General features: G+C 73.7%; 23 protein-coding genes. 9 read left to right on the plus strand and 14 right to left on the minus strand.

Going from position 1 to position 25,283, the window contains the following annotated elements:
- Nucleotides 1-66: 66 nt before the first annotated feature.
- The 5 genes from AC0693_RS24635 to AC0693_RS24655 all read right to left on the minus strand — a co-directional run bounded on the left by AC0693_RS24635 (nt 67) and on the right by AC0693_RS24655 (nt 5,616).
- Nucleotides 67-1,128 carry a threonine aldolase family protein gene (locus AC0693_RS24635; RefSeq protein ID WP_468464084.1) on the minus strand — a complete coding sequence of 354 codons (1,062 nt, stop codon included), beginning with the start codon at nt 1,126-1,128 and terminating at the stop codon, nt 67-69.
- Nucleotides 1,125-1,886 (minus strand): SDR family NAD(P)-dependent oxidoreductase, encoded by a 762-nt coding sequence (locus AC0693_RS24640; RefSeq protein ID WP_478803038.1) that lies wholly within the window; start codon nt 1,884-1,886, stop codon nt 1,125-1,127. Before AC0693_RS24640 ends, AC0693_RS24635 begins: the two co-directional genes overlap by 4 nt.
- Nucleotides 1,887-1,912: 26 nt before the next feature.
- Nucleotides 1,913-3,328, minus strand: coding sequence for a DUF6421 family protein (locus tag AC0693_RS24645; protein WP_478802895.1), 1,416 nt, complete (start codon nt 3,326-3,328; stop codon nt 1,913-1,915).
- A gap of 80 nt (nt 3,329-3,408) precedes the next feature.
- The gene (locus AC0693_RS24650; protein WP_478802896.1) at nt 3,409-4,440 is read right to left on the minus strand and encodes an alpha/beta hydrolase; all 1,032 of its coding nucleotides are present in this window, start codon (nt 4,438-4,440) and stop codon (nt 3,409-3,411) included.
- A gap of 54 nt (nt 4,441-4,494) precedes the next feature.
- Complete coding sequence (locus tag AC0693_RS24655) at nt 4,495-5,616, minus strand: LLM class flavin-dependent oxidoreductase (RefSeq protein WP_478802897.1); 1,122 nt, start codon at nt 5,614-5,616, stop codon at nt 4,495-4,497.
- Nucleotides 5,617-5,946: 330 nt separating this feature from the next.
- Between AC0693_RS24655 and AC0693_RS24660 the strand changes: the two genes are divergently transcribed.
- On the plus strand, nt 5,947-6,630 hold the full coding sequence (locus AC0693_RS24660; RefSeq protein ID WP_478802898.1) for a glycerophosphodiester phosphodiesterase: 684 nt from the start codon (nt 5,947-5,949) through the stop codon (nt 6,628-6,630).
- Between the two features lie 63 nt (nt 6,631-6,693).
- On the opposite strand, the gene AC0693_RS24665 is transcribed toward AC0693_RS24660, so the two are convergent.
- On the minus strand, nt 6,694-7,242 hold the full coding sequence (locus AC0693_RS24665; RefSeq protein WP_469316196.1) for a GNAT family N-acetyltransferase: 549 nt from the start codon (nt 7,240-7,242) through the stop codon (nt 6,694-6,696).
- 147 nt (nt 7,243-7,389) lie between these two features.
- Between AC0693_RS24665 and AC0693_RS24670 the strand changes: the two genes are divergently transcribed.
- The 3 genes from AC0693_RS24670 to AC0693_RS24680 all read left to right on the plus strand — a co-directional run bounded on the left by AC0693_RS24670 (nt 7,390) and on the right by AC0693_RS24680 (nt 9,832).
- The gene (locus AC0693_RS24670; protein WP_469316195.1) at nt 7,390-8,013 is read left to right on the plus strand and encodes a DUF5134 domain-containing protein; all 624 of its coding nucleotides are present in this window, start codon (nt 7,390-7,392) and stop codon (nt 8,011-8,013) included.
- Between the two features lie 96 nt (nt 8,014-8,109).
- Nucleotides 8,110-9,048 carry a M56 family metallopeptidase gene (locus AC0693_RS24675; RefSeq protein ID WP_469316194.1) on the plus strand — a complete coding sequence of 313 codons (939 nt, stop codon included), beginning with the start codon at nt 8,110-8,112 and terminating at the stop codon, nt 9,046-9,048.
- A 142-nt stretch (nt 9,049-9,190) separates the two neighbouring features.
- Complete coding sequence (locus AC0693_RS24680) at nt 9,191-9,832, plus strand: TetR/AcrR family transcriptional regulator (RefSeq protein ID WP_469316193.1); 642 nt, start codon at nt 9,191-9,193, stop codon at nt 9,830-9,832.
- A 2-nt stretch (nt 9,833-9,834) separates the two neighbouring features.
- On the opposite strand, the gene AC0693_RS24685 is transcribed toward AC0693_RS24680, so the two are convergent.
- Nucleotides 9,835-11,325 (minus strand): LVIVD repeat-containing protein, encoded by a 1,491-nt coding sequence (locus AC0693_RS24685; protein WP_478803039.1) that lies wholly within the window; start codon nt 11,323-11,325, stop codon nt 9,835-9,837.
- A 193-nt stretch (nt 11,326-11,518) separates the two neighbouring features.
- On the opposite strand from AC0693_RS24685, the gene AC0693_RS24690 reads away from it, so the two are divergent.
- Nucleotides 11,519-12,226, plus strand: a complete 708-nt coding sequence (locus tag AC0693_RS24690) for a DUF305 domain-containing protein (protein ID WP_469316411.1) — start codon at nt 11,519-11,521, stop codon at nt 12,224-12,226.
- A gap of 52 nt (nt 12,227-12,278) precedes the next feature.
- Nucleotides 12,279-13,640: an FAD-dependent oxidoreductase gene (locus AC0693_RS24695; RefSeq protein WP_478802899.1), complete on the plus strand. Its 1,362-nt coding sequence runs from the start codon at nt 12,279-12,281 to the stop codon at nt 13,638-13,640.
- A 54-nt stretch (nt 13,641-13,694) separates the two neighbouring features.
- Here the strand turns inward: AC0693_RS24695 and AC0693_RS24700 are convergent, their stop codons facing one another.
- The 4 genes from AC0693_RS24700 to AC0693_RS24715 all read right to left on the minus strand — a co-directional run bounded on the left by AC0693_RS24700 (nt 13,695) and on the right by AC0693_RS24715 (nt 17,820).
- Nucleotides 13,695-14,447 carry a class I SAM-dependent methyltransferase gene (locus AC0693_RS24700; RefSeq protein ID WP_478802900.1) on the minus strand — a complete coding sequence of 251 codons (753 nt, stop codon included), beginning with the start codon at nt 14,445-14,447 and terminating at the stop codon, nt 13,695-13,697.
- Between the two features lie 360 nt (nt 14,448-14,807).
- Nucleotides 14,808-15,158 carry an ArsR/SmtB family transcription factor gene (locus tag AC0693_RS24705; RefSeq protein ID WP_478802901.1) on the minus strand — a complete coding sequence of 117 codons (351 nt, stop codon included), beginning with the start codon at nt 15,156-15,158 and terminating at the stop codon, nt 14,808-14,810.
- 106 nt (nt 15,159-15,264) lie between these two features.
- Nucleotides 15,265-16,344, minus strand: a complete 1,080-nt coding sequence (locus AC0693_RS24710; RefSeq protein ID WP_469331620.1) for an NADH:flavin oxidoreductase/NADH oxidase — start codon at nt 16,342-16,344, stop codon at nt 15,265-15,267.
- 105 nt (nt 16,345-16,449) lie between these two features.
- Nucleotides 16,450-17,820 carry a wax ester/triacylglycerol synthase family O-acyltransferase gene (locus AC0693_RS24715; RefSeq protein WP_478802902.1) on the minus strand — a complete coding sequence of 457 codons (1,371 nt, stop codon included), beginning with the start codon at nt 17,818-17,820 and terminating at the stop codon, nt 16,450-16,452.
- Nucleotides 17,821-18,042: 222 nt separating this feature from the next.
- Between AC0693_RS24715 and AC0693_RS24720 the strand changes: the two genes are divergently transcribed.
- The 3 genes from AC0693_RS24720 (at nt 18,043) to AC0693_RS24730 (ending at nt 20,887) form a co-directional block, all read left to right on the plus strand.
- Nucleotides 18,043-19,143: a WD40/YVTN/BNR-like repeat-containing protein gene (locus AC0693_RS24720; RefSeq protein WP_478802903.1), complete on the plus strand. Its 1,101-nt coding sequence runs from the start codon at nt 18,043-18,045 to the stop codon at nt 19,141-19,143.
- 37 nt (nt 19,144-19,180) lie between these two features.
- Nucleotides 19,181-19,867: a uracil-DNA glycosylase gene (locus tag AC0693_RS24725; RefSeq protein ID WP_469331614.1), complete on the plus strand. Its 687-nt coding sequence runs from the start codon at nt 19,181-19,183 to the stop codon at nt 19,865-19,867.
- A gap of 96 nt (nt 19,868-19,963) precedes the next feature.
- Entirely contained in the window at nt 19,964-20,887 is a 924-nt protein-coding gene (locus AC0693_RS24730) for a sirohydrochlorin chelatase (protein WP_356412688.1), read from the plus strand.
- Between the two features lie 119 nt (nt 20,888-21,006).
- On the opposite strand, the gene AC0693_RS24735 is transcribed toward AC0693_RS24730, so the two are convergent.
- The 3 genes from AC0693_RS24735 to AC0693_RS24745 all read right to left on the minus strand — a co-directional run bounded on the left by AC0693_RS24735 (nt 21,007) and on the right by AC0693_RS24745 (nt 25,048).
- A complete protein-coding gene (locus AC0693_RS24735; protein ID WP_469331890.1) occupies nt 21,007-22,029 on the minus strand; it encodes a lactonase family protein in 1,023 nt (340 codons plus the stop codon).
- Between the two features lie 172 nt (nt 22,030-22,201).
- The gene (locus AC0693_RS24740; RefSeq protein ID WP_478802904.1) at nt 22,202-23,338 is read right to left on the minus strand and encodes a nitric oxide synthase oxygenase; all 1,137 of its coding nucleotides are present in this window, start codon (nt 23,336-23,338) and stop codon (nt 22,202-22,204) included.
- A 207-nt stretch (nt 23,339-23,545) separates the two neighbouring features.
- Nucleotides 23,546-25,048: an FUSC family protein gene (locus AC0693_RS24745; RefSeq protein ID WP_478803040.1), complete on the minus strand. Its 1,503-nt coding sequence runs from the start codon at nt 25,046-25,048 to the stop codon at nt 23,546-23,548.
- Between the last annotated feature and the right edge of the window lie 235 nt (nt 25,049-25,283).

Raw genomic sequence — 25,283 nt, forward strand, 5'->3', positions numbered from 1 at the left:
CCCGCCCCGGAAATCTATAGATTTACGAGACGGGGTATATCCATGCATGCGGTGCGAGCTCGTGACTTACCGCGCCAGCTCTTCCTTCAGCGCCTGGAGGAAGGCGTCCACGTCGTCCTCCTGGGTGTCGAACCCGCACATCCAGCGCACGTCGCCCGCCACCTCGTCCCAGAAGTAGAACCGGAAACGCTTCTGCAGCCGGCGCGAGACCTCGTGCGGCAGCCGCGCGAACACGGCGTTGGCCTGGACCGGGTAGAGGATCTTCACCCCGTCCAGCTCGCGCACGCCCGCCGCCAGCCGCTGCGCCATCGCGTTCGCGTGCCGCGCGTTGCGCAGCCACAGGTCCTTGGCGAGCAGCGCTTCGAGCTGCACCGAGACGAACCGCATCTTCGAGGCGAGCTGCATCGACATCTTGCGGATGTGCTTCATCTGCCGGACCGCGTCCGGGTTGAGGACCACGATGGCCTCGCCGAAGAGCATGCCGTTCTTCGTGCCGCCGTACGACAGCACGTCGACGCCGACCGCGTTGGTGAACGCGCGCATCGGCACGTCCAGCGACGCCGCCGCGTTGGATATGCGGGCCCCGTCGAGATGGACCTTCATGCCCAGGGCGTGCGCGTGCTCGCAGATGGCCCGGATCTCGTCCGGCGTGTACACCGTGCCCAGCTCGGTGTTCTGGGTGAGGGACACGACCTGCGGCATCGCCCGGTGCTCGTCCTCCCAGCCCCAGGCCTGCCGGTCGATCAGCTCGGGCGTGAGCTTGCCGTCCGGCGTCGCCACGGTGAGCAGCTTGAGACCGGCCATCCGCTCCGGCGCGCCGCCCTCGTCGACGTTGATGTGCGCGGTCTCCGCGCACACCACCGCGCCCCAGCGGTCGGTCAGGGCCTGCAGCGCGGTCACGTTGGCGCCGGTGCCGTTGAAGACCGGGTAGGCCTCGGCGTACGGGCCGAAGTGGCTCCGCATGACCTTCTGCAGGTGCTCGGTGTACTCGTCGTCGCCGTAGGCCACCTGGTGGCCGCCGTTGGCGAGGGCGATCGCGGCCACGACCTCGGGATGCGCTCCCGCGTAGTTGTCGCTCGCGAAGCCGCGCACCGCGGGGTCGTGGTGCCGGCGGGCATCGGTCCTCAGGGTTGCGGGGTCAGCCACAGACGCTGTCCGTTCACTTCGGTGGCGGACTTCTCCCAGACGCCGGTGATGGCCTCGGCCAGCTCCTTGACGTCGGTGAAGCCCGCGAACTTCGCAGTGGGTCGCTCGGCGCGCATCGCGTCGTGCACCAGTGCCTTGATGACCAGGATCGCAGCCGCCGCGCCCGGGCCGTCGTCGCCTCCCGCCTTGCGGAAGGAGTCGGCGAGGGCCAGCGTCCAGGCCTCGGCCGCCGCCTTGCCCGCGTTGTACGCGGCGTTGTTGGCCACCGGCTTGTGCGCACCGGACTGGCTCACCAGGACGTAGCGGCCGCGGCCGCTGCGCAGCAGGCCGTCGTGGAAGGCGAGCGAGGTGTGCTGGACGGTGCGGATGAGGAGCTTCTCCAGGAAGTCCCAGTCCGCGAGGTCCGTCTCGGTGAAGGACGAGCTGCCGCGCCAGCCGCCGACGAGGTGGACCACCCCGTCGACCGAGCCGAACTCCTTCTCGGTCCTGGCCGCCCACTCCTTGGTGGCGTGCAGGTCGAGCAGGTCGACGGTGTCACCGGTGACGGTGGCCCCGCCGTGGGCGTAGCGGGCGGCGTCGACCGCTTCCGCGAGGCGCGCCGCGTCCGCGTCGGCCGCTATCACCGTGGCGCCCGCCTCGGCGAGGCGGACCAGGGTGGCGCGGCCCGCGGGCCCGCCTGCTCCCGCGACCGCCACGACCGCTCCGCTGAGCTTTCCGTTTCCGTTCCCGGAGCCGTTCATCCGCTGTGCCTCCTCCGCGCGAGCGCTCACGCGGCGACCCGCTCTTCCTTCGTGCGGTCCTCGGCGTTCAGCGCCGTGATCCCCTTGGTCGAGGCGATGACGCCCTTGAGCTTCTTGGCGAGGGCCTCGTAGAACATGCTGAGGGGGAACTCGTCCGGAAGCACGTCGTCCACGAGCTTGCGCGGCGGCTGCGTCAGGTCCAGGGCGTCGGGGCCCTTGGCCCAGCGGGAGCCGGGGTGCGGCGCGAGGTAGGTCGCGACCAGCTCGTAGGCCTTGAACCAGTGAACCAGCTTGGGGCGGTCGATGCCCGCCCGGTAGAGTTCCTCGATCTCGGCGCACAGCTGGTTGGTCACCTGCGGGGCGCGCATCCAGTCGATCTTCAGCGTGTTGTCCGTCCAGCGCACGACGTCGTGCTTGTGGAGGTACGCGAAGAGCAGCTGGCCGCCCAGGCCGTCGTAGTTGCGGGTGCGGTCGCCGGAGACCGGGAAGCGGAACATCCGGTCGAAGAGAACGGCGTACTGCACGTCACGGCCGTGCTCGTTGCCCTCGGACTCCAGCTTCACGGCCTCCTTGAAGGCGGTGAGGTCGCAGCGCAGCTCTTCCAGGCCGTACATCCAGAACGGCTGGCGCTGCTTGATCATGAAGGGGTCGAACGGCAGGTCGCCGTGGCTGTGGGTGCGGTCGTGGACCATGTCCCACAGGACGAAGGCCTTCTCGCAGCGCTCCTGGTCGGTGACCATGGCGGCGATGTCCGCGGGCAGGGTGATGCCGAGGATGTCCACGGCCGCCTCGGTGACCTTGCGGAAGCGCGCGGCCTCGCGGTCGCAGAAGATGCCGCCCCAGGTGAAGCGCTCGGGCGCCTCGCGGACCGCGATGGTCTCCGGGAAGAGCACGGCCGAGTGGGTGTCGTAGCCCGCCGTGAAGTCCTCGAAGGTGATGCCGAGGAAGAGCGGGTTGTCGTAGCGCGTGCGCTCCAGCTCGGCGAGCCACTCGGGCCACACCATCTTGAGGACGACGGCCTCGAAGTTGCGGTCGGGGTTCCCGTTCTGCGTGTACATGGGGAACACCACGAGGTGCTGGAGCCCGTCGGCGCGCTCGGCGGCCGGGTGGAACGCGAGCAGCGAGTCGAGGAAGTCCGGCACGCCGAAGCCGTCCGCGGCGTACTTGCGCAGGTCCGCGACCAGCGCGCGGTGGTAGTCCAGGGAGTGCGGCAGCAGCGGCGACAGCTGCTCCACGGCGTCGATCATGCGCTCGACGACGGCCTCGGCCTCCAGACGCGTGGGCGCGCCCGCGGCCTCGAAGTCGATCGACCCGTCCTTGGCCTGCCAAGGACGGATCTCCTCCACGGCGGCCTTGAGCTGGGGCCACGCCGGGTGGTCCACCACCCGCGTTCCGGCGGTTATCACGGCACCGACCGGTCCCGGCACAAGAGTTTCCGTCATGTCACTTCCTCCACAGGAGAACCTCACGTCAGGACAGGGTTGCATGCGAGGCCCTCCTGCTCAAGTGGCGATCCGGGAAATTATCCTGCATCACCCCCGCCCTCGCCGCAATTCTTCCCGCTGGATGCCGTCCGGGCGATCGCTTCGCCTACGCCGTCCAGGGCATGGCGGGCCGCGGGCAGCAGGCCGGAAAGCGCCAGGAACCCGTGGAACATGCCGGGGTGATGATCCTCGTGGGCGCTCGTGCCCGCCTCGCGGAGCGCACGGACGTACGCCGCCCCCTCGTCGCACAGCGGATCGCAGCCCGCGGTGACCACGTGCGCGGGCGGGAGCCCGGCGAGGTCCGCGCGCAGCGGCGAGGCCAGCGGATCCGTGCCGTCCCCGCCGGGCCCGAGGTACTGCTCCCAGAACCAGCGCACGTGCGCGGCGGTCAGGAAGTAGCCCTCGGCGTTGCGCCGCGCGGAGCCGCTGTCCAGGGCGGCGTCCAGGGCCGGGTAGAGGAGCACCTGGAGGGCGACCGGCGGTCCCCCGCGCGCCCGGGCCAGCAGCAGCGCCGCGGCGGCGAGGTTGCCGCCCGCGCTGTCCCCCGCGACCACGAGGGCGCCGGGATCACCGCCGAGGTCGGCCAGGTGCCCGCCCGTCCAGCTCAGCGCGGCGTGGACGTCGTGGACGGCGGCGGGGAAGCGGGCCTCCGGGGCCCGCCGGTAGTCCACGGACACGACGACCGCGCCGGAGGCCCGGCACAGCTCCCGCACGGTGGTGTCGTGGGTGTCGAGGTCGCACAGCACCCAGCCGCCGTGGCAGAACACCACGGTGGGCCGGGGTCCGGGCCACCGCTCCGGGTCTGGGCGGTACACGCGCACCGCCAGCGGCGGCGCGCCCTCGGGCCCGGGTATCTCGCGGTCCGCCACGGACCCGACGGCGGGCGGCGGGCCCCGGGACTCCGGGACGTCGGCCAGGATCCGGCGGGCGGTGGCGGCGTCGGTGACCCGGCCGCCGATGTCGGGGAAGAGGTCGGAGAGGGCGTCCACGAAGGGGCGGACCCCGGGATCGAGCCGGTCGGGGTCCGGGAGTGGCCGCGGCGGCGGGGCGGGCGGCGGGACGGACTGCATCAGGGGCACCTCCAGAGGGGTCGCGCGTGGGTCACTACCTCGCCGGGGCGCCGCTCACACCTCCCGGAAGCGCGGGATGACCTTCTCGCCCCACTGCCGCAGGGTTTCCAGACAGGCTTCCTGCGGCACCGTGCCCATCTGGATCAGGCACATCACCTCGTCCGCCCCGGCCTCGCGGAGCCGTTCGACGTGGGCGATCGCGTCCTCGGCGCCGCCGTAGGCGTGGTCCGCGTGGAAGGTGGCCGTGGCGGTGGGCCGGACCGGGACGTCGAGTTCGTGCAGCCGCGCCACCACCTGCTCGGCGGCCCCGCGCAGGGCGGCGCCCTCGTCGGCGCCCGCGACCACCGCCTCGTCCGGGACGCCCGCGCCGCCGTACCAGTGGCCGATGGACTGGGCGAAGAAGCGCTGGCCCCGCAGGCCGATCCGGCGGGCCCGCGCCGGGTCGTCGAGCACGATGGTCGGGCAGAGCACCGAGAAGTGGTCGTTGACCTCGCTCGACACGAACCGCGAACCGTCCCGTCCGGCGATGGCCGCGTCGTACGCCGCGCGCATCGAGGCGACCGACTCCGGCCCGGCGAAGCCCATCACGAGGGCGCCGACGCCCAGTTCGGCCGCCTGCCGCAGGGTCTCGGCGCGGCTGCACGCGAGGAACAGGGGCGGGTGCGGGGTCTGCCGCGGGCGGGGCAGGACGGGATGCGGATCGATGTCGATCAGTTCGCCGTGGTACTCCAGCTCGTCCTCCTGCCAGGCCCGGCCGATGATCCGCAGCGCCTCCTCCACCTCTTGCGCGGTGCGGTGCCGGTCCACGCCGCACAGCGAGGTCTCCTGCAGGGTGCCGCCGCGCCCCGCGCCCAGGTCGAGCCGGCCGCCGGAGAGCAGGTCGAGCATCGCGGCCCGCTCGGCGACCCGGACCGGGTGGTTGAAGTTGAAGGGCATGCACACGACGCCGTGGCCGATGCGGATGGTGTGCGTCCTGGCCGCGACCCAGGTCAGGAAAATCTCCGGAGCGCTGAGGTGGCTGTACCACTTGAGCGAGTGGTGCTCGACGGCCCAGATCCGGTCGAAGCCCATCCGCTCGGCCAGGACGGCCTGCTCCACGGAGTCCCGGATGACCTGGTGCTCGCGCTCGACGGTCGGGTCGGCGAGTTGCGCTTCGAAGATCACGGAAAACTTCACGGTGCCTCCAGGGGTGCCTGTCGTGCCTGGACGTACTCCTATTAGGAATATGACTAGTAGTCATATCTCGAAGAAGCAAGAGGTGCGCCCGGGTCGGGCCGCGGGGACGCGCCGGGTCAAGACAGCGGGGACGCGCCCACGGCAGGGTGACGGCGCGGCAGCCCGGGCCCCGTGCACAACCCTTGGCGGGAACCGGCCGGAGGGTCCTGCCGGGGCGCCGCACGGGCGGTCCCAACGCACCGTCGGCGCACTAGCATGCGTCCTCACCACGCGGCCGGTCGGGACACCGCGACCGCGCGGGGAGCCGCCGTCGACGGAAGCGAGAGAACCTTGACTTTCCTCACCATCGGTCACCGCGGGGTCATGGGTGTCGAGCCGGAGAACACCCTCCGGTCGTTCGTCCGCGCGCAGCGCAGCGGCATGGACGTGATCGCGCTCGATCTCCGGCTCAGCAAGGACGGCGCACTCGTCGTCCTGCACGACCCCGAGGTCGACCGGACCACCGACGGCGCGGGGGCCGTCGCCGATCTGACCCTCGCGGAACTGCGCGGGCTCGACGCCGGCCAGGGCGAGCGGGTGCCGGTCTTCGAAGAGGTGCTGGACGCGGTCGGCCTGCCGCTGGTGGCCTCGGTGCGGGACCGGGCCTGCGCCCAGGTGCTGGCGGAGGTGCTGCTGCGGCGGGACCTGACCGGCCGGGTGGAGGTCTCCTCCGGGGACGACGCGGTGCTCGCCGGGATCGCCCGGCTGGTACCGGGGGTACGGACGGTGCTGAGTGCGAGCCGCTACGGCGAGGACGTCGTGGAGCGGGCATCGGCCGCAGACGCCGGGACCCTGGCGCTCGACATCCGGCGGCTCACGCTGGAGACCGTCGAAGCGGCGCACGCGGCCGGTCTGCGGGTGGTGGGCTGGACGGTGAACACCCAGGAACGGCTCAAGCTGGCACGGGCGTTGGAGCTGGACGGCGCGGTGACCGACCTGCCGGAGATCCGGCGGACGGGCCGCTTCACCGCCTGATCCGGCTCCGGCCCCGGCTCAGCCTTTGGGGCCGCGATGCGCCGAGGGGCTGCGCCGCCCGGCTCAGAGCTGCTTGACCAGCAGTTCGAAGGCCAGGTCGGCGCGGCGCGGTATGCCGAAGCGCTCGTTGCCGTAGGGGAACGGGGTCAGCTCGCCGGTGCGCCGGTAACCGCGTCGTTCGTAGTAGGCGATGAGTTCCTCGCGCACGTTGATCACGGTCATGCGCATCTCCTTGGCGTCCCACAGCTCGCGCACCCGGCGCTCGGCCTCGGCCATGATCTCCTTGCCGAGGCCGGCGCCCTGGAGCGCGGGGCGTACGGCGAACATCCCGAAGTAGGCGTGGTCGCCGCGGTGTTCGAGGTGGCAGCAGGCGACGAGCTCACCGTCGCGCTCGACCACGAGGAGGACGCTGTCGGGCGCCGCGATGACCTCGCGCACGCCCCGCTCGTCGGTGCGCTGCCCGTCGAGGTGGTCCGCTTCGGTCGTCCAGCCGCCGCGGCTCACGTCGCCGCGGTACGCCGACTCCACGAGCGCCACCAGAGCCGGTACGTCCGAGTCGACGGCACTGCGGAAGCTGAGGGCCGTGGTGCGGGTGGGCTCGGCGGTCGACATCGGGCGGCTCCGTTCGAAAAGCTGGCATATGACAAGCCTGGTCCGGCAAGGAGAGCCTAACCCGGGGCGGCGTGCGGGCCCTGCGGGCAGGGCATCTCTTCCCCTGACGCCGACGAACCGGGGGGTTCCGCCGTGCACGGTCCCGCGATGTCCCTTTCCGCTTCCGCCACCGTTTCCGCGTGGCTGCTGGTGGCGCTGTGCGCCCTGAGCGGGGCCTACTGCCTGCTGCGGGCGCGCAGAGCGGAGCGCGCCGCGCGGGGGGCGGCGGGCGGTGAGGCCGCGATGGGGTTCGGCATGGCGGTGATGGCCGCGCCGACGGGAACCGGAGCGTGGGGCCCCGGGGTGCTGCTGGCCGTCTTCTGCGCGGCCGCGCTGCACGCGGTGTGGCTGCTGCGCGGCGGCGTCCACCACGTCCACCACCTGATGGGCTCGCTGACCATGGTCTACATGACGGTGACCATGGGTGCGGCCGCGGCACCGGGTACGGGCGCCGCGCACGCCGGGAGCCACGGCCCGGGGCACGGCGAGGGGCTCGCTCCGGGGCTGCCCCTGGTGACCGGCCTGCTGCTGCTCTACTTCGCGGGGTACGTGCTGCTGGCCGGGGCCCGGTTGGTGACGGCGGGCGGAGCGGCGGCGGTGGCGGGCGGTGCGCCGGGCCCGGCGGCGCTCGCGGGGGCCCCGCGGGGCGCCGGACGCGGAGCCGCCGAGCTGACCCGGGCGTGCCGACTGGCCATGGGGATAGGGATGTTGGCCATGCTGCTCACCATGTGAGGCGCCCTGTCCCGGGGCGGGGCACCCGACGTGTCGTGCGTCACCAATGAACGGCGGCCATACCGGTGGGCAGGCCCGCCCACCTAAAATGCGCCCATGATGGTCCCCGCCGTTCTCCTGTTGCTCGGCGCCCTGACCGCTCTCCTCGCGCCCCGACTGCTGGCCCGTGCCGAGTGGCCCGAGCGCGAGCCGGTGGTGGCCCTGTGGGTGTGGCAGTGCGTGGTGGCCGCGGTGCTCCTCTGCTGCGCCCTTTCGATGCTGCTCAGCGCGGGAGCCGCCTGGCTGGCGGTGCGCGGGCCGCTCTTCGCGTCCGCGCCGCGCGGGGTCGTCGACGCCTACGGGCTCGGGGCGGGCGGTGGCCGCTGGGCCGCCGGGACCGCGCTGGTGCTCGCCGGCGGTGCGCTGTGGACCGGGGCGATGCTGACCGCGGAGGTGCTGCGGGCGCGCACGCGCCGGCGCGCCGAGCGGGCCGAACTCCTGGTGCGGGCGCCCCTGCTGCCCGGCGAGGAACCGGACAGCGGGCGCCTGGTCGTCCTGGAGGGGCGGCGGCCCGACGCCTGGTGGCTGCCGGGCACCGCGCCCCGGCTGGTGGTCACCACGGGCGCGCTCGGGCGGCTCAAGGGCCAGCAGCTGGACGCCGTGCTCGCGCACGAGCAGGGTCACGCGGCCGCGCGGCACGACTGGCTGCTGCACTGCTCGCGGGCGCTGTCGGGGGCGTTTCCGCAGGTCCCCGTCTTCGCCGCCTTCGAGGCGCAGATGCACCGGCTGGTCGAGCTGGCCGCCGACGACGTGGCATCGCGGCGGTACGGGCGGCTCACCGTGGCGCTGGCGCTGGTCGGCCTGAACGAGGACCGCGGGGTGTTCGGGCCCTGCCCGACCCCGCACGCGCACGTCCCTCAGCGGGTGCGCCGACTGCTGGCGGCCACGCCCCGGCTCTCCGCCGTACGCCGACTGCGGCTGACGGCACTGGCGGCGCTGGTGCCGGCGGTTCCGGTGCTGGTGGCGTTCGTACCGGGGCTCAGCGCCCTCGCGTAGGAGCGGCGGGGCGGCTCTCGGCCGCCGGAGGGCGACATCCGGTCGGGAACGGCCGGTGGTGGGCGATCCCCCGCGTCGCCCACCACCGGTCGGCCCGTGCGCTGAGTATATTGGCTCGGAGCCAGTCAACGCAGGAGTAAGCATGGTCCCGCGCAGCGCATCGGTCAATGAAGAATTGCGCAGACGTTCCCGGGAGCGGCTGCTGCAGGCCACCGTCGAACTCGTCGGTGAACGGGGTTACGAGGCCACGACCCTCGGGGACATCGCGGTCCGGGCGGGGGCGGCGCGCGGCCTGGTGTCGTACTACTTCCCGGGCAAGCGCCAGTTGCTGCAGTCGGCGGTGCACCGCCTCATGTACCGGACCCTGCGCGAGGCGCTGGAGCGCGAGCCGAAGCCCGCCGGAGCGGACGCCGGGCGGGAGCTGCTGGCCCGGGCCATCGACGCGGTCCTCGGGCTGGCGCTGGAGCAGCCGCTGCTGATGCGCACGCACATGGCGGGCATCCTCTCGAACGAGGGGTTCGTCCAGTGCCCGGAACAGCGGCAGCTGGCGGAGCTGCTGCGGGAGACCGTGGCCCGCCGCGGCGCGGGTGATCCGGACACGGATCCCGACCGCGACTATCCGCTGCTGCGGGCGCTGCTGATGGGCGCGGTGTTCGCCGTCCTGCTGCCGGGGGCGCCCATGGCCGCGGCCCGGCTGCGGGCGGAGCTGTTCCAGCGGTACGGGCTGGAGTGGGAGATGGGGGTCCCGCCGGACGGGGGCCCGCCCGACGGAACGTTCCTCTAGGTTCAGTGGTAGTCGGGCTGCGACTGGACGTTCAGCCGGTCCGTCCAGACCCACTTGGCGCTCTCGGTGCGCCAGTCGTCCAGGCGCAGCACGTCGAGGCCCTTGGTGATGTCGTTCGCGTAGATGTGGCCGTTGTAGTAGTACGCCGACCAGGCTCCGCCGAGGCTCAGCGCGTCGGTGCTGAGCGGGCCGCGCTCGAAGTAGGCGATCTCCTTCGGGCGGGTGGAGTCGGTGAAGTCCCAGACGGACACGCCGCCCTGGTACCAGGCCTGCACCATGATGTCGCGGCCGCCGCCGACCGGGACGAGCGAGCCGTTGTGGGCGACGCAGTTCTCGGTGTCGGCCTGGTGGCGCGGGATCTTGTAGTAGCCGCGGAAGACGAGCTTGCGCTGGTCGCCGCGTCCGGTGATGTCGTAGATGCCGTCGGCCCCGCGGTTCGGGCCGGTGGCCTCGTTGCAGGTGGCGGCGCCGCCACCGCCCAGTTCGTCGGTGAACACCACCTTGTCCGCGCGCTCGTTGAAGGTCGCCGAGTGCCAGAAGGCGAAGTTCACGTTGTCCTGCACGCGGTCGATCACGCGCGGCCGCTCGGGTTCGCTGATGTCGAAGAGGATGCCGTCACCCATGCAGGCGCCCGCGGCCAGGTCCTTCGAGGGCAGCACGGTGATGTCGTGGCAGCCGGTGGTCTTGGACACCCCGGGGTTGGTGGGAGCTCCCGGGTTGCCGCCGTCGGGGAAGAGCACCGGGAAGCCGACGACCGCCGACTGCCGGGGGTCCTTCTTCGGGACCTTGACGACGGAGATGCCGTCGTGCGGCGGCAGGCAGTCCGGGAAGGCCTCGCTCGGCGAGTACGAGGAAACGTAGAGGTAGATGTCCCCGCGCTTGCCCGGCACGAGCGTGTGGGTGTGGGAACCACAGGCCGTCTCCACGGACTTGATGTACTTGGGGTTCTTCTTGTCGCGGACGTCGAAGATCTTGATGCCTTCCCACGACGACTTCTCGGTCGCGGGCTGCGAGACGCTGTTGCAGGAGTCGTCGCTGCGCGAGGAGTCGGTGGAGAGGAAGAGGAGGTCGCCGGAGACGGAGATGTCGTTCTGGCCGCCGGGGCAGAGCACCGTGGTGACGGTCTTGGGGGCGTTCGGGTTGCCGATGTCGTAAATGGTGAAGCCGTCGTAGCTGCCCGCGTAGGCGTACCGGCCCTGGAAGGCGATGTCGGAGTTGATCGCGGCGGGGTTGGCGCCGGGGATGTTGCCCAGCGGCGTGATGTTGCGGCTGTGGACGATCTCGTCGCGTCCGGGGATGTCGGAGGAGACGGTTCCGGTGGCCGGGGGGCCGGCGGCGCTGCGGCCGGGCGCCGCCGGGGTCAGGTCGCCGGGATCGGGGGTGGCGGAAGCGGGGGCCGCGACGGCGAGCAGCGCCACGAGGAGTCCGGCCGCTGCGGCGGCCGCGGCGAGGGTCCGCGGGCGCGCTCTGCGGGGACGGGACGCGACGGCCAGGGCGGGTGAGTCGGGTGAGTCGGGTGAGTCGGGTGAGTCGGGTGAGTCGGGTGAGTCGGGTGAGTCGGGTGAGTCGGGTGAGGCTAACGGGACTGACGAGGTCAAAGTGTCCTCCCTTGGGGGTGTTCCGACCCCTCTCGGCGGGAACGGAACCGGTACCCCCGTCTCCGGCAGTATGTTCCTCTGCATGCCCATGACAACAGAGCGCATGACGGCACACGTGCTCCACCGGTGCGCCGGGGTGGTCCTGGCCACCGTGTCCGCCTTCGGCCTGACCGCCTGCCAGGGAGGCGGAGACGACGGGTCCGCCGCCGGACCGGTGGTGATCGCCCCGGGCCGGCCGGGTGAGCAGTCCCGCACCCTCTCCCCCGGCCAGGCGGCGCGGGAACGACCCGACGACAGTCCGAACGCCGCCGACCGGAGCTACGTGCGCCGCATGACCGAGCACCACCGGCAGGCCCTGACGATGAGCGCACTGGCGCCGCAGCGGGCCTCGGCCGAGCCGGTCAAGCGGCTCGCCGAACGGATCGCCGCGGCCCAGGGGCCGGAGATCAAGGTCATGGAGAGCTGGCTGGCCAGGTACCCGGAGCGGGGCACGGCGACCGCGGGGACCGGCGTCCCGGCACCGGGCGCGGCGACCGGCGGACCGGCGCCGCACGACCACGGCGGGGCGCCGATGCCCGGCATGGCCACCGAGCAGCAGCTCCAGGAGCTGGCACGGGCCTCGGGCCCGGACTTCGACCGGCTCTTCCTGCGGCTCATGATCGCCCACCACCAGGGGGCCGTGACCATGGCCGGTGAGGCCCTCGCGGGCGGGAACAACGGGGCGGTCGAGGAGATGGCGAACGAAGTGGTGGCGCAGCAGAGCGCCGAGGTCAGCCGGATGCGCGCGATGGGCTGACGGTCCGCGGCGGCGGTGCCATGCTGGATCCCTCTGCGGAAGGAGACCCTCCGTGCTTCGTGTCGCCGTGGTCGGTTCGGGCCCGAGCGGGGTCTACGCCGCACAGGCGCTGGTCCAGCAGCGCGAGGTGCCGGGCGTGCGGGTCGACGTACTGGACCGGCTGCCGTGCCCGTACGGCCTGGTGCGCTACGGCGTGGCTCCGGACCACGAGAAGATCAAATCGCTCCAGGGGAGTCTGCGGACCGTGCTGGAGGACGAGCGGATCCGCTTCCTCGGCAACGTCGAGGTAAGCGGGGACCGGCTGACCGCCCGGCGGCTGCTGGAGCTGTACCACGCGGTCGTGTACTGCGTGGGCGCCGCCCGGGACCGGCCGCTCGGGATCCCGGGCGAGGAGCTGGCCGGGGTGCGTTCCGCCACCGAGTTCGTCTCCTGGTACAGCGCGCACCCTGACGCGGCGGCGGACGACTTCGACCTGGCGGGCGTGCGGTCGGCGGTGGTGATCGGAGCGGGGAACGTCGCCGTGGACGTGACGCGGATCCTGGCCCGCGCGGTCACGGACCTACGGCCCACCGACATGCCGGAACCGGCCCTCGGAGTGCTGGCCGGCAGCGGGCTCCGCGAGGTGGCCATGGTGGCCCGGCGCGGGCCCTCGCAGGGCAGGTTCACCACGAAGGAGCTGCGCGAACTCGGCACCCTGCCCGGCGTGGACACGGTGGTGCGGGCCGGCGAACTGGCCCTGGACCCCGCCTACGCCGATCCGGCGGCCGCGGCCGCGCTGCCCGCCGTGAACCGGCGGAACGTGGAGGTACTGCGCGACTGGACGGCCCACCGGCCGCGGGAGGGGGCGCGGCGGATCACCCTGCGGTTCTTCCTGCGGCCCGTGGAGGTCCTGGGCGGGCCGGACGGCCGGGTGAGCGGGGTGCGCTTCGAGCGGACCGCCCCGGACGGGCACGGCGGGGTGTCGGGGACCGGCGCCTACGAGGACCTCGGCGCCGAGCTGGTGCTGCGGTCGGTCGGATACCAGGGCGTGGCGCTGCCCGGACTGCCCTTCGACGCGGCGCGCGGTACGGTCCCGCACGCGGCGGGCCGGGTCCTGCGCGACGGCCGGGTCTCCCGCGGCGAGTACGTGGCCGGCTGGATCAAGCGCGGCCCGACCGGGGTGATCGGCACCAACCGGCCCTGCGCGAAGGAGACGGCGTCCTCGCTGCTCCAGGACGCGGGCGCGCTGGCCGGGCGGGAGCTGCCCGGAGACCCGCTGGACGCCCTGCGCGCCGCGGGCCTGAGCCCGGTGCTGTGGCCGGGCTGGCTGGCGATCGAGACGGCGGAGTCCTCGCTCGGGCTGTCGCTGGGCCGCCGCTCGGTGAAGATCCCGGACTGGCCGGGCCTCCTCACGGCGGCGGCCACGGCGGAGTAGACGTCGAGCCGGTGCGCCCGGCCGGCCGGGGCCGGGGCCGGGCTTCGGCCAAGGCTACGTTTGCGGCCGGGTCCGGGGCTTCTGGAACAGGGCGCTCCAGAGGAAGGGTTCGCCGAAGCGCGGGGAGGCGGGCGGCTCGTCGTTCATCCGGCGCAGTTCGACCACCGTCAGATCGGCGAAGATCGCGCGGAGCGACTCCGCCGTGTAGGCGAGGCCGCCGTGCAGCCGGGCCTGGCCGTAGAACTCGGCGTCGGAGAGCTCGGATCCCATGCCCGCCTCGCCGGCGGCGAAGCAGGTGAGCGAGAAGTGGCCACCAGGGGCCAACGCTCTTTCCAGCAGCGCGAGGTAGCTGATCCGGCGGTGCGGCGGCAGGTGGTGGAAGCAGCCCGAGTCGACGATCAGGTCGTAGGCCCCACCCCAGCCGGCCGGGTCGGGGTCGAAGATGTCGCCGTGGTGGAACCGGACGTCGAGACCCGCCTCCGCCGCCCGCTCCCCGGCCCAGGCGAGGGCCGCCGGGGACAGGTCGACCGCGTCCACCTCGAAGCCGAGCGAGGCGAGGTGAAGGGCATTGCGGCCGGGCCCGCAGCCGAGTTCGAGCGCGCGGCCGGGCCGGATCAGGCCGCGGTCGAGCGCCTCGGCGAGGTGCTCGTCCGGTGCAGCCACGAAGAACGGCACGGACCTGCTCCGGTCCGCGTAGAACCCGTCCCACCAGTCGGCCGCGCCGGCCGTCCAGCGGTCGGACTCCGGCGCGAACAGGCCGTCCATGAGCCGCAGCACGTCGTCGATGGTGCGGATGTTCCGGTCCATCCGGTCCCCCTTTCCCCGAGAGCACGACCGTAGGCCGAACGGCGACGAAAGGCCAGGTCAGGCCCTTCGCGGGGAGGCCGGTGGGGCCGCTCTGACGGCCCGCCGCCCGCCGCGCCACGCCCCCGTCCGGGCGTCGGCCGAAAGATCACGGAAGGGGCCGCGGAGGGGCCGCACGGGCCCTTCGGAAGCCCGGCCGGGGAGGGTTTCCGAACGCACGCCCCCGCCTGCCGCGCGGACAGGGAGGAGAGCACCCGGGGCACCCGAGCGACGCCCCGGCGCCCCGACCGGCCGGCGCGCCCCGCCCCGGCGCCCCGGCGTCTCGGCCGCCCCACGCGCGGGGCGGCCGAGACGCCGGACCGGTCAGCCCGCCGTGCGCTCGGCCTCGGCGGAGGCGGCCGTCAGGATGCCGTCGAGGAGGCCCGGGAAGAGGGCGTCCAGGTCGTCCCGGCGCAAGTCGTTCAACTTGGTGGTGCCCCGGTAGGTCTGGCGCACGACGCCACTCTCGCGCAGGACCCGGAAGTGGTGCGTGGTGGTCGACTTGGTCACCGGCAACTCGAAGTACGAGCAGGCCAGTTCGCCGCTGCCCCCCGCCAGTTCGCGGACGATGGACAGCCGCACCGGGTCGGACAGGGCGTGCAGCACGCTTTCCAGCCGGATCTCGGCAGGGCTCGGGTGGTCGAGGGAACGGGCGGTGGCACTGGGCTCCGTCATCTGTACTCCTCCACTCGCTGGACACCACGATGGTACGAGAACCATCGTAGTACATGGTTCGAGTGGAGAACCGGTGGACGGCGCCCCGCGCGGCCTCTCGGACGGGTCACGACCGGTGGTACTGGTTCGGGCGTCGGATCTCGGCCCCCAGCTCGCCCGCCGCCCGCCGCGCCCAGTGCGGGTCGCGCAGCAGCTCGCGGCCCAACAGCACCGCGTCCGCCTCACCGTTGGCCACGATCTTCGCGGCCTGCGCCGGCTCGGTGATCAGGCCCACGGCGGCCGTGTCGAGCCCGGCCTCCGCCTTGACCCGCGCGGCGAACGGCACCTGGTAGCCGGGGCCGACGGGTATCCGGGCGTGCGGGGCGAGGCCGCCGCTGGAGACGTCGAGGAGGTCCACCCCGTGCTCCCGGAGCACGGACGCCAGGCGGACCGTCTCGTCGGCCGTCCACCCGTCCCCCTCCAGCCAGTCGGTGGCGGATATCCGGAAGAACAGCGGGAGTTCCTCGGGCCACTGCGCCCGCACGGCGTCCACCACCTCCAGGGCGAAGCGGATCCGGTTCTCGAAGGACCCGCCATAGGCGTCGGTGCGGCGGTTGCTGTGCGGGGAGAGGAACTCGCCGATCAGGTAGCCGTGGGCGCCGTGGATCTCGACGACCTGGTACCCCGCCGCCAGCGCGCGCCGTGTGGCGGCCGCGAACTGCTCCACGACCTCCTGGATCTGCGCCACCGTCAGCTCGTGCGGCACGGGGTGGTCCTCCGCGAAGGGCACCGCGCTCGGGGCGCTCGCCCGCCAGCCGCCGTCCTCCGCGCCGATCGGGGCTCCGCCCTTCCACGGTGCGTCGGTGGACGCCTTCCGCCCCGCATGGGCGATCTGGACGCCGGGCACGGTGCCCTGCGCCTTCAGGAATCCGGTGATCCGGCGCAGCGCCTCGACCTGGGTGTCGTTCCAGATGCCGAGGTCATAGGGGGAGATCCGGCCCTCCGGGGAGACCGCAGTGGCCTCCTGGATGATCAGGCCGGTGCCACCGACCGCGCGGGCCGCGTAGTGCGCGAAGTGCCAGTCGCCGGCCACACCCGCCTGCGGGCCCGCGGGCTCGGCGCTGTACTGGCACATCGGAGCCATCCAGACGCGATTGGGCGCGGTCACCGAACGCAGGGTGTAGGGCTCGAACAGGCTGGCACTCATCTTGGATCTCCACGGGACGCGGCTGACGGATGCCGGGTCCGGCAGCCGGAGCGGCCGGGCACGGCACCTAAGTACGAGATACACCGTACTACGGAATCCCTCGTACTACGAGACCTCTCGTACGAGTTCTTCGAGTTCCGTCCGCAGTGCCTCCGCCAGCGCCTCCAGATCCGGCACGGCGGCGGCGTCGGCCACCAGCCCGAAGTGGACGGTCCCCCGGTAGCTGGAGACCGCGACGGCCAGCGCGTGCCCCTGGGCCAGGGGAGCCAGGGGGTAGATCCGGCGGACCGGGCTGCCGCCGAGCGAGAAGCTCAGCCCCGGCAGCGGCACGCTCGTGACCAGGATGTCGAAGAGCAGCCGCGCCGCCTGGGCCAGCAGCGGCCCGCCGAGCCGGTGGCCGAGCGGGTGCACGTGGTCGGCGAGCAGGGCGACGGCCCCCGCACCCCGGGCCGGCCCCGCCTCCTTGTTCCGGTCCATGTCGGCCCGTACCGCGTCCAGGCGGCGCAGGGGCTCGCTCTCGGCCACCGGCAGCCGCAGCAGGTAACCGGAGAGCCGGTTGCCCGCGCCGGACCCGTCCCGGGAGCGGCGCCGGGAGACGGGGATCAGGGCGCGCGGCCCGGACGCCCCGCCCACCGGTTCCCCGCGCCCGGCCAGCCAGCGCCGCAGGGCCCCCGCGACGAGGGCGATCAGCACGTCGTTGACCGTGCCCCCGGCGGCCTTGCGGACCCGGTTCACGTCGTCGAGGTCGAGCGCGACCCCGGCCAGCGCCCTGCTCCCCGCCGCACCGCCGCTCTCGGCGCTCAACCCGTCGGGAACGCCCAGGGGCAGCCCCGACCGGGCCACGGCGGCGCCGATCTCCAGGGCCTGGCCGACGTCCTGGGCGCGCGCCGCCAGGGTGCCGGGCAGCCGCCGCAGAGCCGAGCGGGGCTCCGCCGCGGGGCGGCCTGGGCGCGGCCCGGGCGCCCGGGCCGCGGGGCGCGCGGAGCCCCGTACCGGCAGCCCCTCGTCGAAGAGACCGGCGGCGAGCGCGAGCACGCCGAGTCCGTCGGACAGCGCGTGGTGGAACTTGAACAGCACGGCGAAGGTCTCCGGGTCCGGCCCGGCCAGCACATGGGCCTCCCACGGCGGCAGCCCCCGCTCCAGCGGCCGGGCCATCAGCGGTCCGGCGGCGGCGTGCGGATCGGCGTCGCCGTGGAGGTCGGTGTGCGCGTGCCGGACGAGGAAGACGTGCCGGGCCGGGTCGAAGTCGCGGGCGGGTGACCAGGCGGCCGCGCCCACCGGCAGCAGGACGTCGTGGATCCGGCGGCGCAGCCGGGGCACGTCGGCGCAGCGCTCCGCGATCAGCTCCGCGGCCCGGGCGGCCGCGTCCGGACCGGCGGCCTCGAACACGCCGAGCGCGCCGAGGTGCATGGGATGGGAGGCGGATTCGATCCGCCAGAAGGCGAGGTCGAGCGGAGGGAGGTGCTCGATGGCCACGGATCGCCTCTCACAGGGCAGCAGAAGCCAGAAGTGAACCCTTTACGCCTCCGTACGATCAAGTAACCAGCAGACACGATCGCATTCCCGGCCCCTATCGATCAGCAGGTCAGATGCCCCGCCACGCCCCGCAGCGCCTGCCGGGCCGCTGTCAGTGGTCGGGTGCAGACTGGCCGGAAAGGCAATGTCCCCGAGGACAACGACGTCCGGGAGGTGTCGGCCATGGCCGACGTACTACTGCTCGCAGGAACCCGCAAAGGACTCTTCATCGGCCGCCGGGGGTCCGACGGCCACTGGCGGTTCGAGGATCCGCACTTCAACGCGCAGGCCGTCTACGCCGTGGCCATCGACCGGCGCGGGCCCGCGCCCCGACTGCTGGTCGGCGCGGACAGCCTGCACTGGGGACCCTCCGTCTTCCGCTCCGACGACCTCGGGGCGACCTGGCACGAACCGGCCGCGCCCGCGGTCAAGTTCCCCCAGGACACGGGCGCCTCCCTGGAGCGGGTCTGGCAGCTGCATCCGGCCGGGCCCGAGGCCCCCGGCGTGGTGTACGCGGGGACCGAGCCGGCGGCGCTGTTCCGCTCCGCCGACCGGGGCGAGACCTTCGAGCTGGTGCGCCCGCTGTGGGAGCATCCGACCCGCTCGGCCTGGGTGCCCGGGGGCGGCGGAGAGGCCGTGCACACCGTGATCACCGACCCGGCCCGCCCCGAGGCGGTCACCGTCGCGGTCTCCACGGCCGGGGTCTTCCGCACCGAGGACGGCGGGGAGAGCTGGACGCCGTCCAACCACGGCGTCTCGGCCGTCTTCCTGCCCGACCCGCAGCCCGAGTTCGGCCAGTGCGTCCACAAGATCGCCCAGGACGCGGGCGACCGGAAGCGCCTCTACCTGCAGAACCACTGGGGCGTCTACCGCAGCGACGACGCGGGCGCGCGGTGGACGGACATCGGCGGCGGCCTGCCCTCCGACTTCGGGTTCGCGGTGGCCGCCCACCCCCACCGGCCGGACACCGCCTACGTCTTCCCGCTCAACGCCGACTCCGACCGGGTCCCGGCCGGACACCGCTGCCGGGTCTTCCGCACCCGGGACGCGGGCGCCACCTGGGAGCCGCTGAGCGCGGGCCTGCCCTCCGGCGACCACTACGGGACGGTGCTGCGCGACGCGCTCTGCACGGACGACGCCGACCCGGCGGGCATCTACTTCGGCAACCGCAACGGCGAGTTGTACGCCAGCGCCGACGACGGCGACAGCTGGGAGCTGCTGGCCGGACACCTGCCCGACGTGCTGTGCGTCCGGGCCGCCGTGATGGAGGGGCCGTTGGCGTGAACGGACGCCGCGTGCGGATCAACTAGAGTGACGCGGCGTGGCAGCACGACCTTTGAACGAGATCGTCGAGCCGGGCTGGGCCCGTGCTCTGGAACCGGTGGCGGAGCAGATCGCCGCGATGGGCGAGTTCCTGCGCGCCGAGATAGCGGCGGGCCGGACGTACCTGCCGAGCGGCGCGAACGTCCTGCGCGCCTTTCAGCAGCCCTTCGACGAGGTGAAGGTCCTCATCGTCGGGCAGGACCCCTACCCCACGCCGGGGCACGCGGTCGGGCTGTCGTTCTCGGTGGCCCCCGACGTGCGCCCGGTTCCCGGGAGCCTGGACAACATCTTCCGGGAGCTGCACAGCGACCTCGGCGTGCCCCGACCCGCGAACGGCGACCTGACCCCGTGGACCCGCCAGGGCGTCCTGCTGCTCAACCGGGCCCTGACCACGGCTCCGCGCAAACCGGCCGCCCACCGCGGCAAGGGCTGGGAGGCGGTGACGGAGCAGGCGATCCGCGCCCTGGTGGCACGGGGCAAGCCGCTGGTGTCGGTGCTCTGGGGCCGGGACGCCCGCAATCTGCGGCCCCTGCTGGGGGAGCTGCCCGCCCTGGAGGCGGCGCACCCGTCCCCGATGTCGGCCGACCGCGGGTTCTTCGGGTCCAGGCCGTTCAGCAGGGCGAACGACCTGCTGGTCCGCCAGGGATCACAGCCTGTGGACTGGCGCTTGCCGTCCGTCAGTTGATCGTATCTGACCTTCACCGGATAAATGCGGACAGATGCCGCCCGAGTGGGCCCTGCCCGAACAGCCGGTACGGGAATGCCAGTAGCATGCGGCGCCATGAGCTCCCCCACTGGGCCCGCGAATGGCCTGCCCGTACGAATGCCGCGACCCCGCCAGACCGGACGGCACCGCCGGCCCGAGCCCGCGGTGGCGCCCGAGGGCGCGCCCGCGCTGGTACTCGCCGTGCCCGGTGCCCCTTCGGCCGCCTCGCGGGGGTACGCGGAGGAGATCCTGAGCATCGGGCGCTCCGAGCTGCCCGGCCTGGACGCGCACGTCGGTTTCCTGGACGGCGATGACACCGAGGGCGCCGAGTTCCCCGCCCTGTCGGCCGTCCTGACCGCGATCGGGCACCAGCGCGCGGCGCGCGCCGAGTTCGCCCGCGCGACCGGCCAGGACGTGCCCCCGCCGAGCGGCCCCGACGCCGTGGTGGTTCCGCTGCTGGTGGGCCCGGACGGCGATCTGCTGCGCCGGATCCGCCAGGCCATGATGGACTGTGCCGCCGCCGTGGAGCTTGCCGACGTCCTCGGCCCGCACCCGCTGCTCGCGGAGGCCGTGCACGTGCGCCTCTCCGAGGCGGGCCTGGCCCGGGCCGACCGGGCCCGGCTGTTCACGGTGACCACGGCCGCCGACGGGATCATCCTGGCCACCACCGGTGGGCCGGAGGCCGTCCAGGCCGCCGGGATCACCGGGATGCTGCTGGCCGCGCGCCTCGCGGTGCCCGTCATGGCCGCCGCCCTGGACCAGGAGGGCTCCGTGGCCGCCGTCGCCGACGAGCTGCGCCAGTCTTCCGGCGCCGTCCAGCTGGCGCTGGCCCCGTACCTGATCGGCCCGGAGGCCGCCGACGGTCTCATCGACACCGCGTGCAAGGAGGCGGGCTGCGCCACGGCCGACGCGCTCGGTGCCTACCCGGCGCTCGGCAAGCTCGCCGTGGCGCAGTACAGCCGCGCCGCGGGGATCTCCCTGGAGACCCCGGTGCACTGATCCGTGCCCGCACGCGATGAGGGCCCGCCCCCGGATCATCGGATCCGCGGGCGGGCCCTCGCGCTGCCGGAGCGGGATGGGCCGCGCCGTCGGGGCCGGGCCGTCAGCCGGCCGGGCCGTCAGCCGAAGACCACGCAGGTGGCCGCCGGCACCGGGACGGACCCGGCGCGCTGCGGCAGGCCGGTCAGCGGGTCCACGTCGAACCAGGTGATGTCCCCGGAGTGCTCGTTGGCCGCGTACAGCCGCTGCCCGGCCGGATCGAGCACCAGGTCGCGGGGCCAGCGGCCGCCGCACGGGACCGTGCCCGTGAGCCGCGGCTCGGCGCCCTCCCCGGGGAGGGCGAAGGCGGCGATGAAGTCGAGGCCGCGGACGGCCGCCCAGAGGAACCGGCCGTCGGGCGAGACCCTGACGGCCGAGGGTGAGGGCCGTACGGCCCCTGAGCCGCCCTCTGGGGCGACCGGAACCTCGCCGACCGGTTCCACTGCCCCGGTGGCCGCGTCCCACCGGCAGACGGTCAGCAGCGGCCGCAGTTCGTTCAGTACGTAGAGCAGCGCGCCGCCGGGGTGGAAGGCGAGGTGGCGGGGACCGTTGCCCGCGGGCAGGACGACTTCGGAGTGCACCCGCAGTGCTCCGGTGACCGGGTCGAGCGCGCACACCCGTAGCGAGTCGGTGCCGAGGTCCACACTGAGCACCCAGCGCCCGCCGGGGTCGGGCAGCACCTGGTGGGCGTGCGGCTCCGCCTGGCGGTCGGCGTCGGGGCCCGAACCGTGGTGGCGCAGCACCGAAGCCGGTCCGGTGGGGCGCCCGTCGGCGGCGAGGGCGAGCGTACTGACGCTGCCCGAGGTGTAGTTGGCGGTGACCAGGTGGCTCCCGGTGACGCTGAGGTGCGTGGGGCCGGAGGCGTCCACGGCGACCGGGGAGCCGATCGGTACGAGCCCTTCCGTGTCGGAGGGCCGGAAGGCGCCGACGGCGCCGTGCTTGGTCTCGCTGACCGCGTAGAGCATCCCGCCGTCCGCGCCGAGCGCCAGGTAGGAGGGGTCGGCGAGGGCGCCGGTGGTGGCGATCGGGGTCAGGGCGCCGGTCGCCGGGTCGATGGCGGCGGTGGTGACGCCGCCCCCGCCGGTCGAGGTGAACGAGCCGATGTACGCACGCCGCCCCCGCGTCCCGCCGGGATCTCCGGCCGGGGCGCCGGGACCGCCCGCGCTGCCGTGGCCGTCCGCCGTACCCGCACCCGCATGTCCGTTGCCCCGGTCCGTACTTGCCACGGTGTTCTCCCTCTCCGCCGGTTCGTCGGGCCGACGGTAACAGAGGGGTCTAGACCAGATCCCGCCCCATCGCCCGTTCCCGCGCCCCGGTGTGCTGGACGTACGCCGGGCTCTGGCGCCGGTCCTCGTAGGTGCGGTGGAAGACCGGGGTCGCGGAACCCGACATGGGGGGCACGATCCAGGACCAGTCCGCCCCCACCGCGCGCCCCTTGCGCTCCTCCCGGTCGATGTGGGACAGGAATCGCCGGGACTCGGTGTGGTGGTCGGCGATGGTGACCCCGGCGCGGTCGAAGGAGTCGAGCACCGCCCGGTTCAGCTCCACCATCGCCCGGTCCTTCCACAGCGAACGGTCGCTGGAGGTGTCCAGCCGCAGTCGACGGGCCACCTCGGGCAGCAGGTTGTAGCGGTCCTCGTCGCCGAGGTTGCGGGAGCCGATCTCGGTCCCCATGTACCAGCCGTTGAAGGGGGCGGCCGGGTAGTGGATGCCGCCGATCTCCAGGCACATGTTGGAGATGGCCGGGACGGCGTGCCAGCGCAGTCCCCAGTCCGCCCAGCCGTCGCCCTCGGGGTGGCGGATGGGGACTTCCAGCACGGCGTCCTCGGGGAGGTCGAACCACCGCGGCTTGTCGTCGCAGCCCTGCACCACCAGCGGCAGCAGGTCGAAGGCGCCGCCGCGGCCCCCCGTCCAGCCGAGCCGGCACAGGGCGCGGGTCAGGGACGCGTTGCGCGGGTCGCCGACGGGGATCGAGTCCTCGTCGCCGTACCCGGCGTAGCGGATGAGCTGCTCGCTCCAGATGAGCGGGCCGGGGCGCCGGGGGGTGTCCGGGGCGAAGACGGTGATCGTGGGCCGCACCCGGCCGCCGTTGGTCGCGTCCCGCAGGTGCTCGAAGCACTCGGCGGCGATCTCGTCGGCGCCGGTGAGGCCCCTGCGGTCGCGCACCCGCAGGGAGTTCCAGTACAGCCTGCCTATGCACCGGTTGCTGTTGCGCCACGCGACGCGGGCGCCGTGGACGACCTCGTCGTGGGTGTGCCGGTAGGTTCCGGTCTCCGCCAGCTGGGTCCGTACGGCGTCGAGGCGGCGGGCCGGATCCCCGGCTTCCGGATTCTCCCGGTGGAACAGCTGAATGAATTCCCGCGCCTCTTCCCACACCTGGCGGGCCGTCGACGGCTGATGCAGAATTTCCATTTCGCCTGGTTACCCCCTGTACCCGCAGATCCACCCTGTACATGTCAGATGCATGTGCGATGGCCCACCACCCTTTCTACGGGTCGCAGGTCAGCGGCGTCCGGCAGCTCACCCGGGAACCTTCGTTCGAGTGAACCGCCCTCATCCGCCTGCGGAATCAGGGGTTGTGCCATAGGGTCCGCGACGACGCCGCGGCGCTCACCAGCCTCAGCCGGCGCCGATCAGCGGCGAGGGGCGTTCCGAACGCAGCGGGTGGGCGAGCTCGGCGAGCGCCCGTTCCAGCCCGTGCAGATGGGCGAGCGCGGGCTCGGTCAGGGCCGGCGCGGTCGCGGCGGCCACGGGCTCCCGGTCGTGGCGGAGCCCGGTCATGGGCGCGGTGAGGGCCTCGACGGCGGCCTCCACCCGCCAGCACGCGGCGGCCAGGCGCGCGTCGTGGGAGGCCGCGGGGTCGGCCGCGACGGCGGCGAGGCCGCGCACCTCGCGGGCGCAGTCGTCCAGCAGCGCGATGACCCGGCGGGCGCGGGCCCGGCGGTCCCGGAAGGGACTGAGCGGGTGCACCAGGGGGGCGAGCGCCATCCGGACGCGCGCCAGCAGCAGCTCCAGCTCGGCGGCGTGCGGAGCGGGGTCCGCGGTGGGCGAGCCCGCGAGGCGGGCGGCGGCGGCCGCGGTGGCCGCGTGCACGCAGCGCAGGGCGCGCTGGATCCAGGCGTCGTTGGTGGCGTGGGTGGTGACGGGCAGGACGAGGACCACGGCGAGCGCGGCGCACACCGCCCCGACCCCGGTCTCCACCAGGCGCAGGACCAGCAGGGCCGGGTTCAGGACGCCGAGGAGGCCGTAGAGCAGCCCGGCCATGACGGTGACGGCGAGCATCATCCAGCTGTACGACACGGCGGCGGTGTAGAAGATGCCGAAGACGCAGAGCGCGACCAGCGCGGCCGTGGGCGCGGGGGCGCCGTGCAGCGGGATCGCGATCAGCAGACCGACGACGATGCCGATCACCGTGCCGAGGACCCGGCGGAAACCGCGGACCAGGGTCTCGCCCCGCGAGGTGGTGTTGACGAAGATCCACCAGGTGGTGCCGACGGCCCAGTACCAGCGGTCCTCGGAGAAGGACTGGCCCAGCGACAGGGCGACCGCGCAGGCGGCCGTGGCCTGGAGGGCCTGGCGGGTGGTGGGCCGGGCGAGGCCGCGCCCGGGCAGCCCCGGCGGGACGGCGGGGGGCGGATCGCGCCGCTCGATGGGCCACAGCAGGAACCGGACGGCGCCCGCGGCCGTCAGCGCCAGCGCGACGGCGGCGTACAGCTCGGGCAGCTGGGCGGGGACGGCGTGCAGGAACTGGGTGATGAAGAAGCTCATGAAGGCGAAGATGCCGAGCGCGTGGCCGCGCGGACCCCAGCGGCGGGCGTAGACCCCGCCGAGGACGACGGCGAGGAAGGCCGCGTCGCGCGCGAGGGGGGCGCCGTGCAGGGAGGTGGCCAGGGCGAACACCGGGAAACCGGCCACCGGCAGCAGGGCCGTCGTCACGCGCTGGGCGCGCACGCCGGGGTCGGTGACCGTGAACAGGGCGAGCAGTGCCGCCAGGCCCGCCGTGATGGAGGCGGGGAGTGACAGGCCGCAGCCTTCGGCGGCGGCGACGGCGAGGCCGACCCCGGTCACCGCGCGCAGCGAGGTGCGCAGTCTCAGGCGCCCCGGATCCGGAGCCACGAACATCCTCTTCACGGCGGTGTGCCGCCCCCCTTGCGATCGTGCGCTCGCCGGTCCCGCGGCGGCCCGGGGTGGTGGGCGTGGGCGGACACGGCGAAGGCACCGTGCTCCGGAGCGGCCTCGTCGCCGTCCGGCGCCGCACGGCGCCGTAAGTACATGGATACGGCACAGATAACCATCCGGAGGCCCGTCGGCTCAACTCGGTGCTGCTCGGGTGGGCCATTGGCCCAGCCGGATGCCC

It is taken from the genome of Streptomyces sp. NPDC043876, from assembly GCF_056435825.1.

Bases quoted from the DNA above. Each gene is read 5' to 3' on its own strand.
- AC0693_RS24640 (WP_478803038.1), bottom strand. From the start codon at position 1,886: ATGAACGGCTCCGGGAACGGAAACGGAAAGCTCAGCGGAGCGGTCGTG.
- AC0693_RS24645 (WP_478802895.1), bottom strand. From the start codon at position 3,328: ATGACGGAAACTCTTGTGCCGGGACCGGTCGGTGCCGTGATAACCGCC.
- AC0693_RS24650 (WP_478802896.1), bottom strand. From the start codon at position 4,440: ATGCAGTCCGTCCCGCCGCCCGCCCCGCCGCCGCGGCCACTCCCGGAC.
- AC0693_RS24665 (WP_469316196.1), bottom strand. From the start codon at position 7,242: ATGTCGACCGCCGAGCCCACCCGCACCACGGCCCTCAGCTTCCGCAGT.
- AC0693_RS24670 (WP_469316195.1), top strand. From the start codon at position 7,390: ATGTCCCTTTCCGCTTCCGCCACCGTTTCCGCGTGGCTGCTGGTGGCG.
- AC0693_RS24675 (WP_469316194.1), top strand. From the start codon at position 8,110: ATGATGGTCCCCGCCGTTCTCCTGTTGCTCGGCGCCCTGACCGCTCTC.
- AC0693_RS24680 (WP_469316193.1), top strand. From the start codon at position 9,191: ATGGTCCCGCGCAGCGCATCGGTCAATGAAGAATTGCGCAGACGTTCC.
- AC0693_RS24690 (WP_469316411.1), top strand. From the start codon at position 11,519: ATGACAACAGAGCGCATGACGGCACACGTGCTCCACCGGTGCGCCGGG.
- AC0693_RS24700 (WP_478802900.1), bottom strand. From the start codon at position 14,447: ATGGACCGGAACATCCGCACCATCGACGACGTGCTGCGGCTCATGGAC.
- AC0693_RS24705 (WP_478802901.1), bottom strand. From the start codon at position 15,158: ATGACGGAGCCCAGTGCCACCGCCCGTTCCCTCGACCACCCGAGCCCT.
- AC0693_RS24710 (WP_469331620.1), bottom strand. From the start codon at position 16,344: ATGAGTGCCAGCCTGTTCGAGCCCTACACCCTGCGTTCGGTGACCGCG.
- AC0693_RS24720 (WP_478802903.1), top strand. From the start codon at position 18,043: ATGGCCGACGTACTACTGCTCGCAGGAACCCGCAAAGGACTCTTCATC.
- AC0693_RS24730 (WP_356412688.1), top strand. From the start codon at position 19,964: ATGAGCTCCCCCACTGGGCCCGCGAATGGCCTGCCCGTACGAATGCCG.
- AC0693_RS24740 (WP_478802904.1), bottom strand. From the start codon at position 23,338: ATGGAAATTCTGCATCAGCCGTCGACGGCCCGCCAGGTGTGGGAAGAG.
- AC0693_RS24745 (WP_478803040.1), bottom strand. From the start codon at position 25,048: ATGTTCGTGGCTCCGGATCCGGGGCGCCTGAGACTGCGCACCTCGCTG.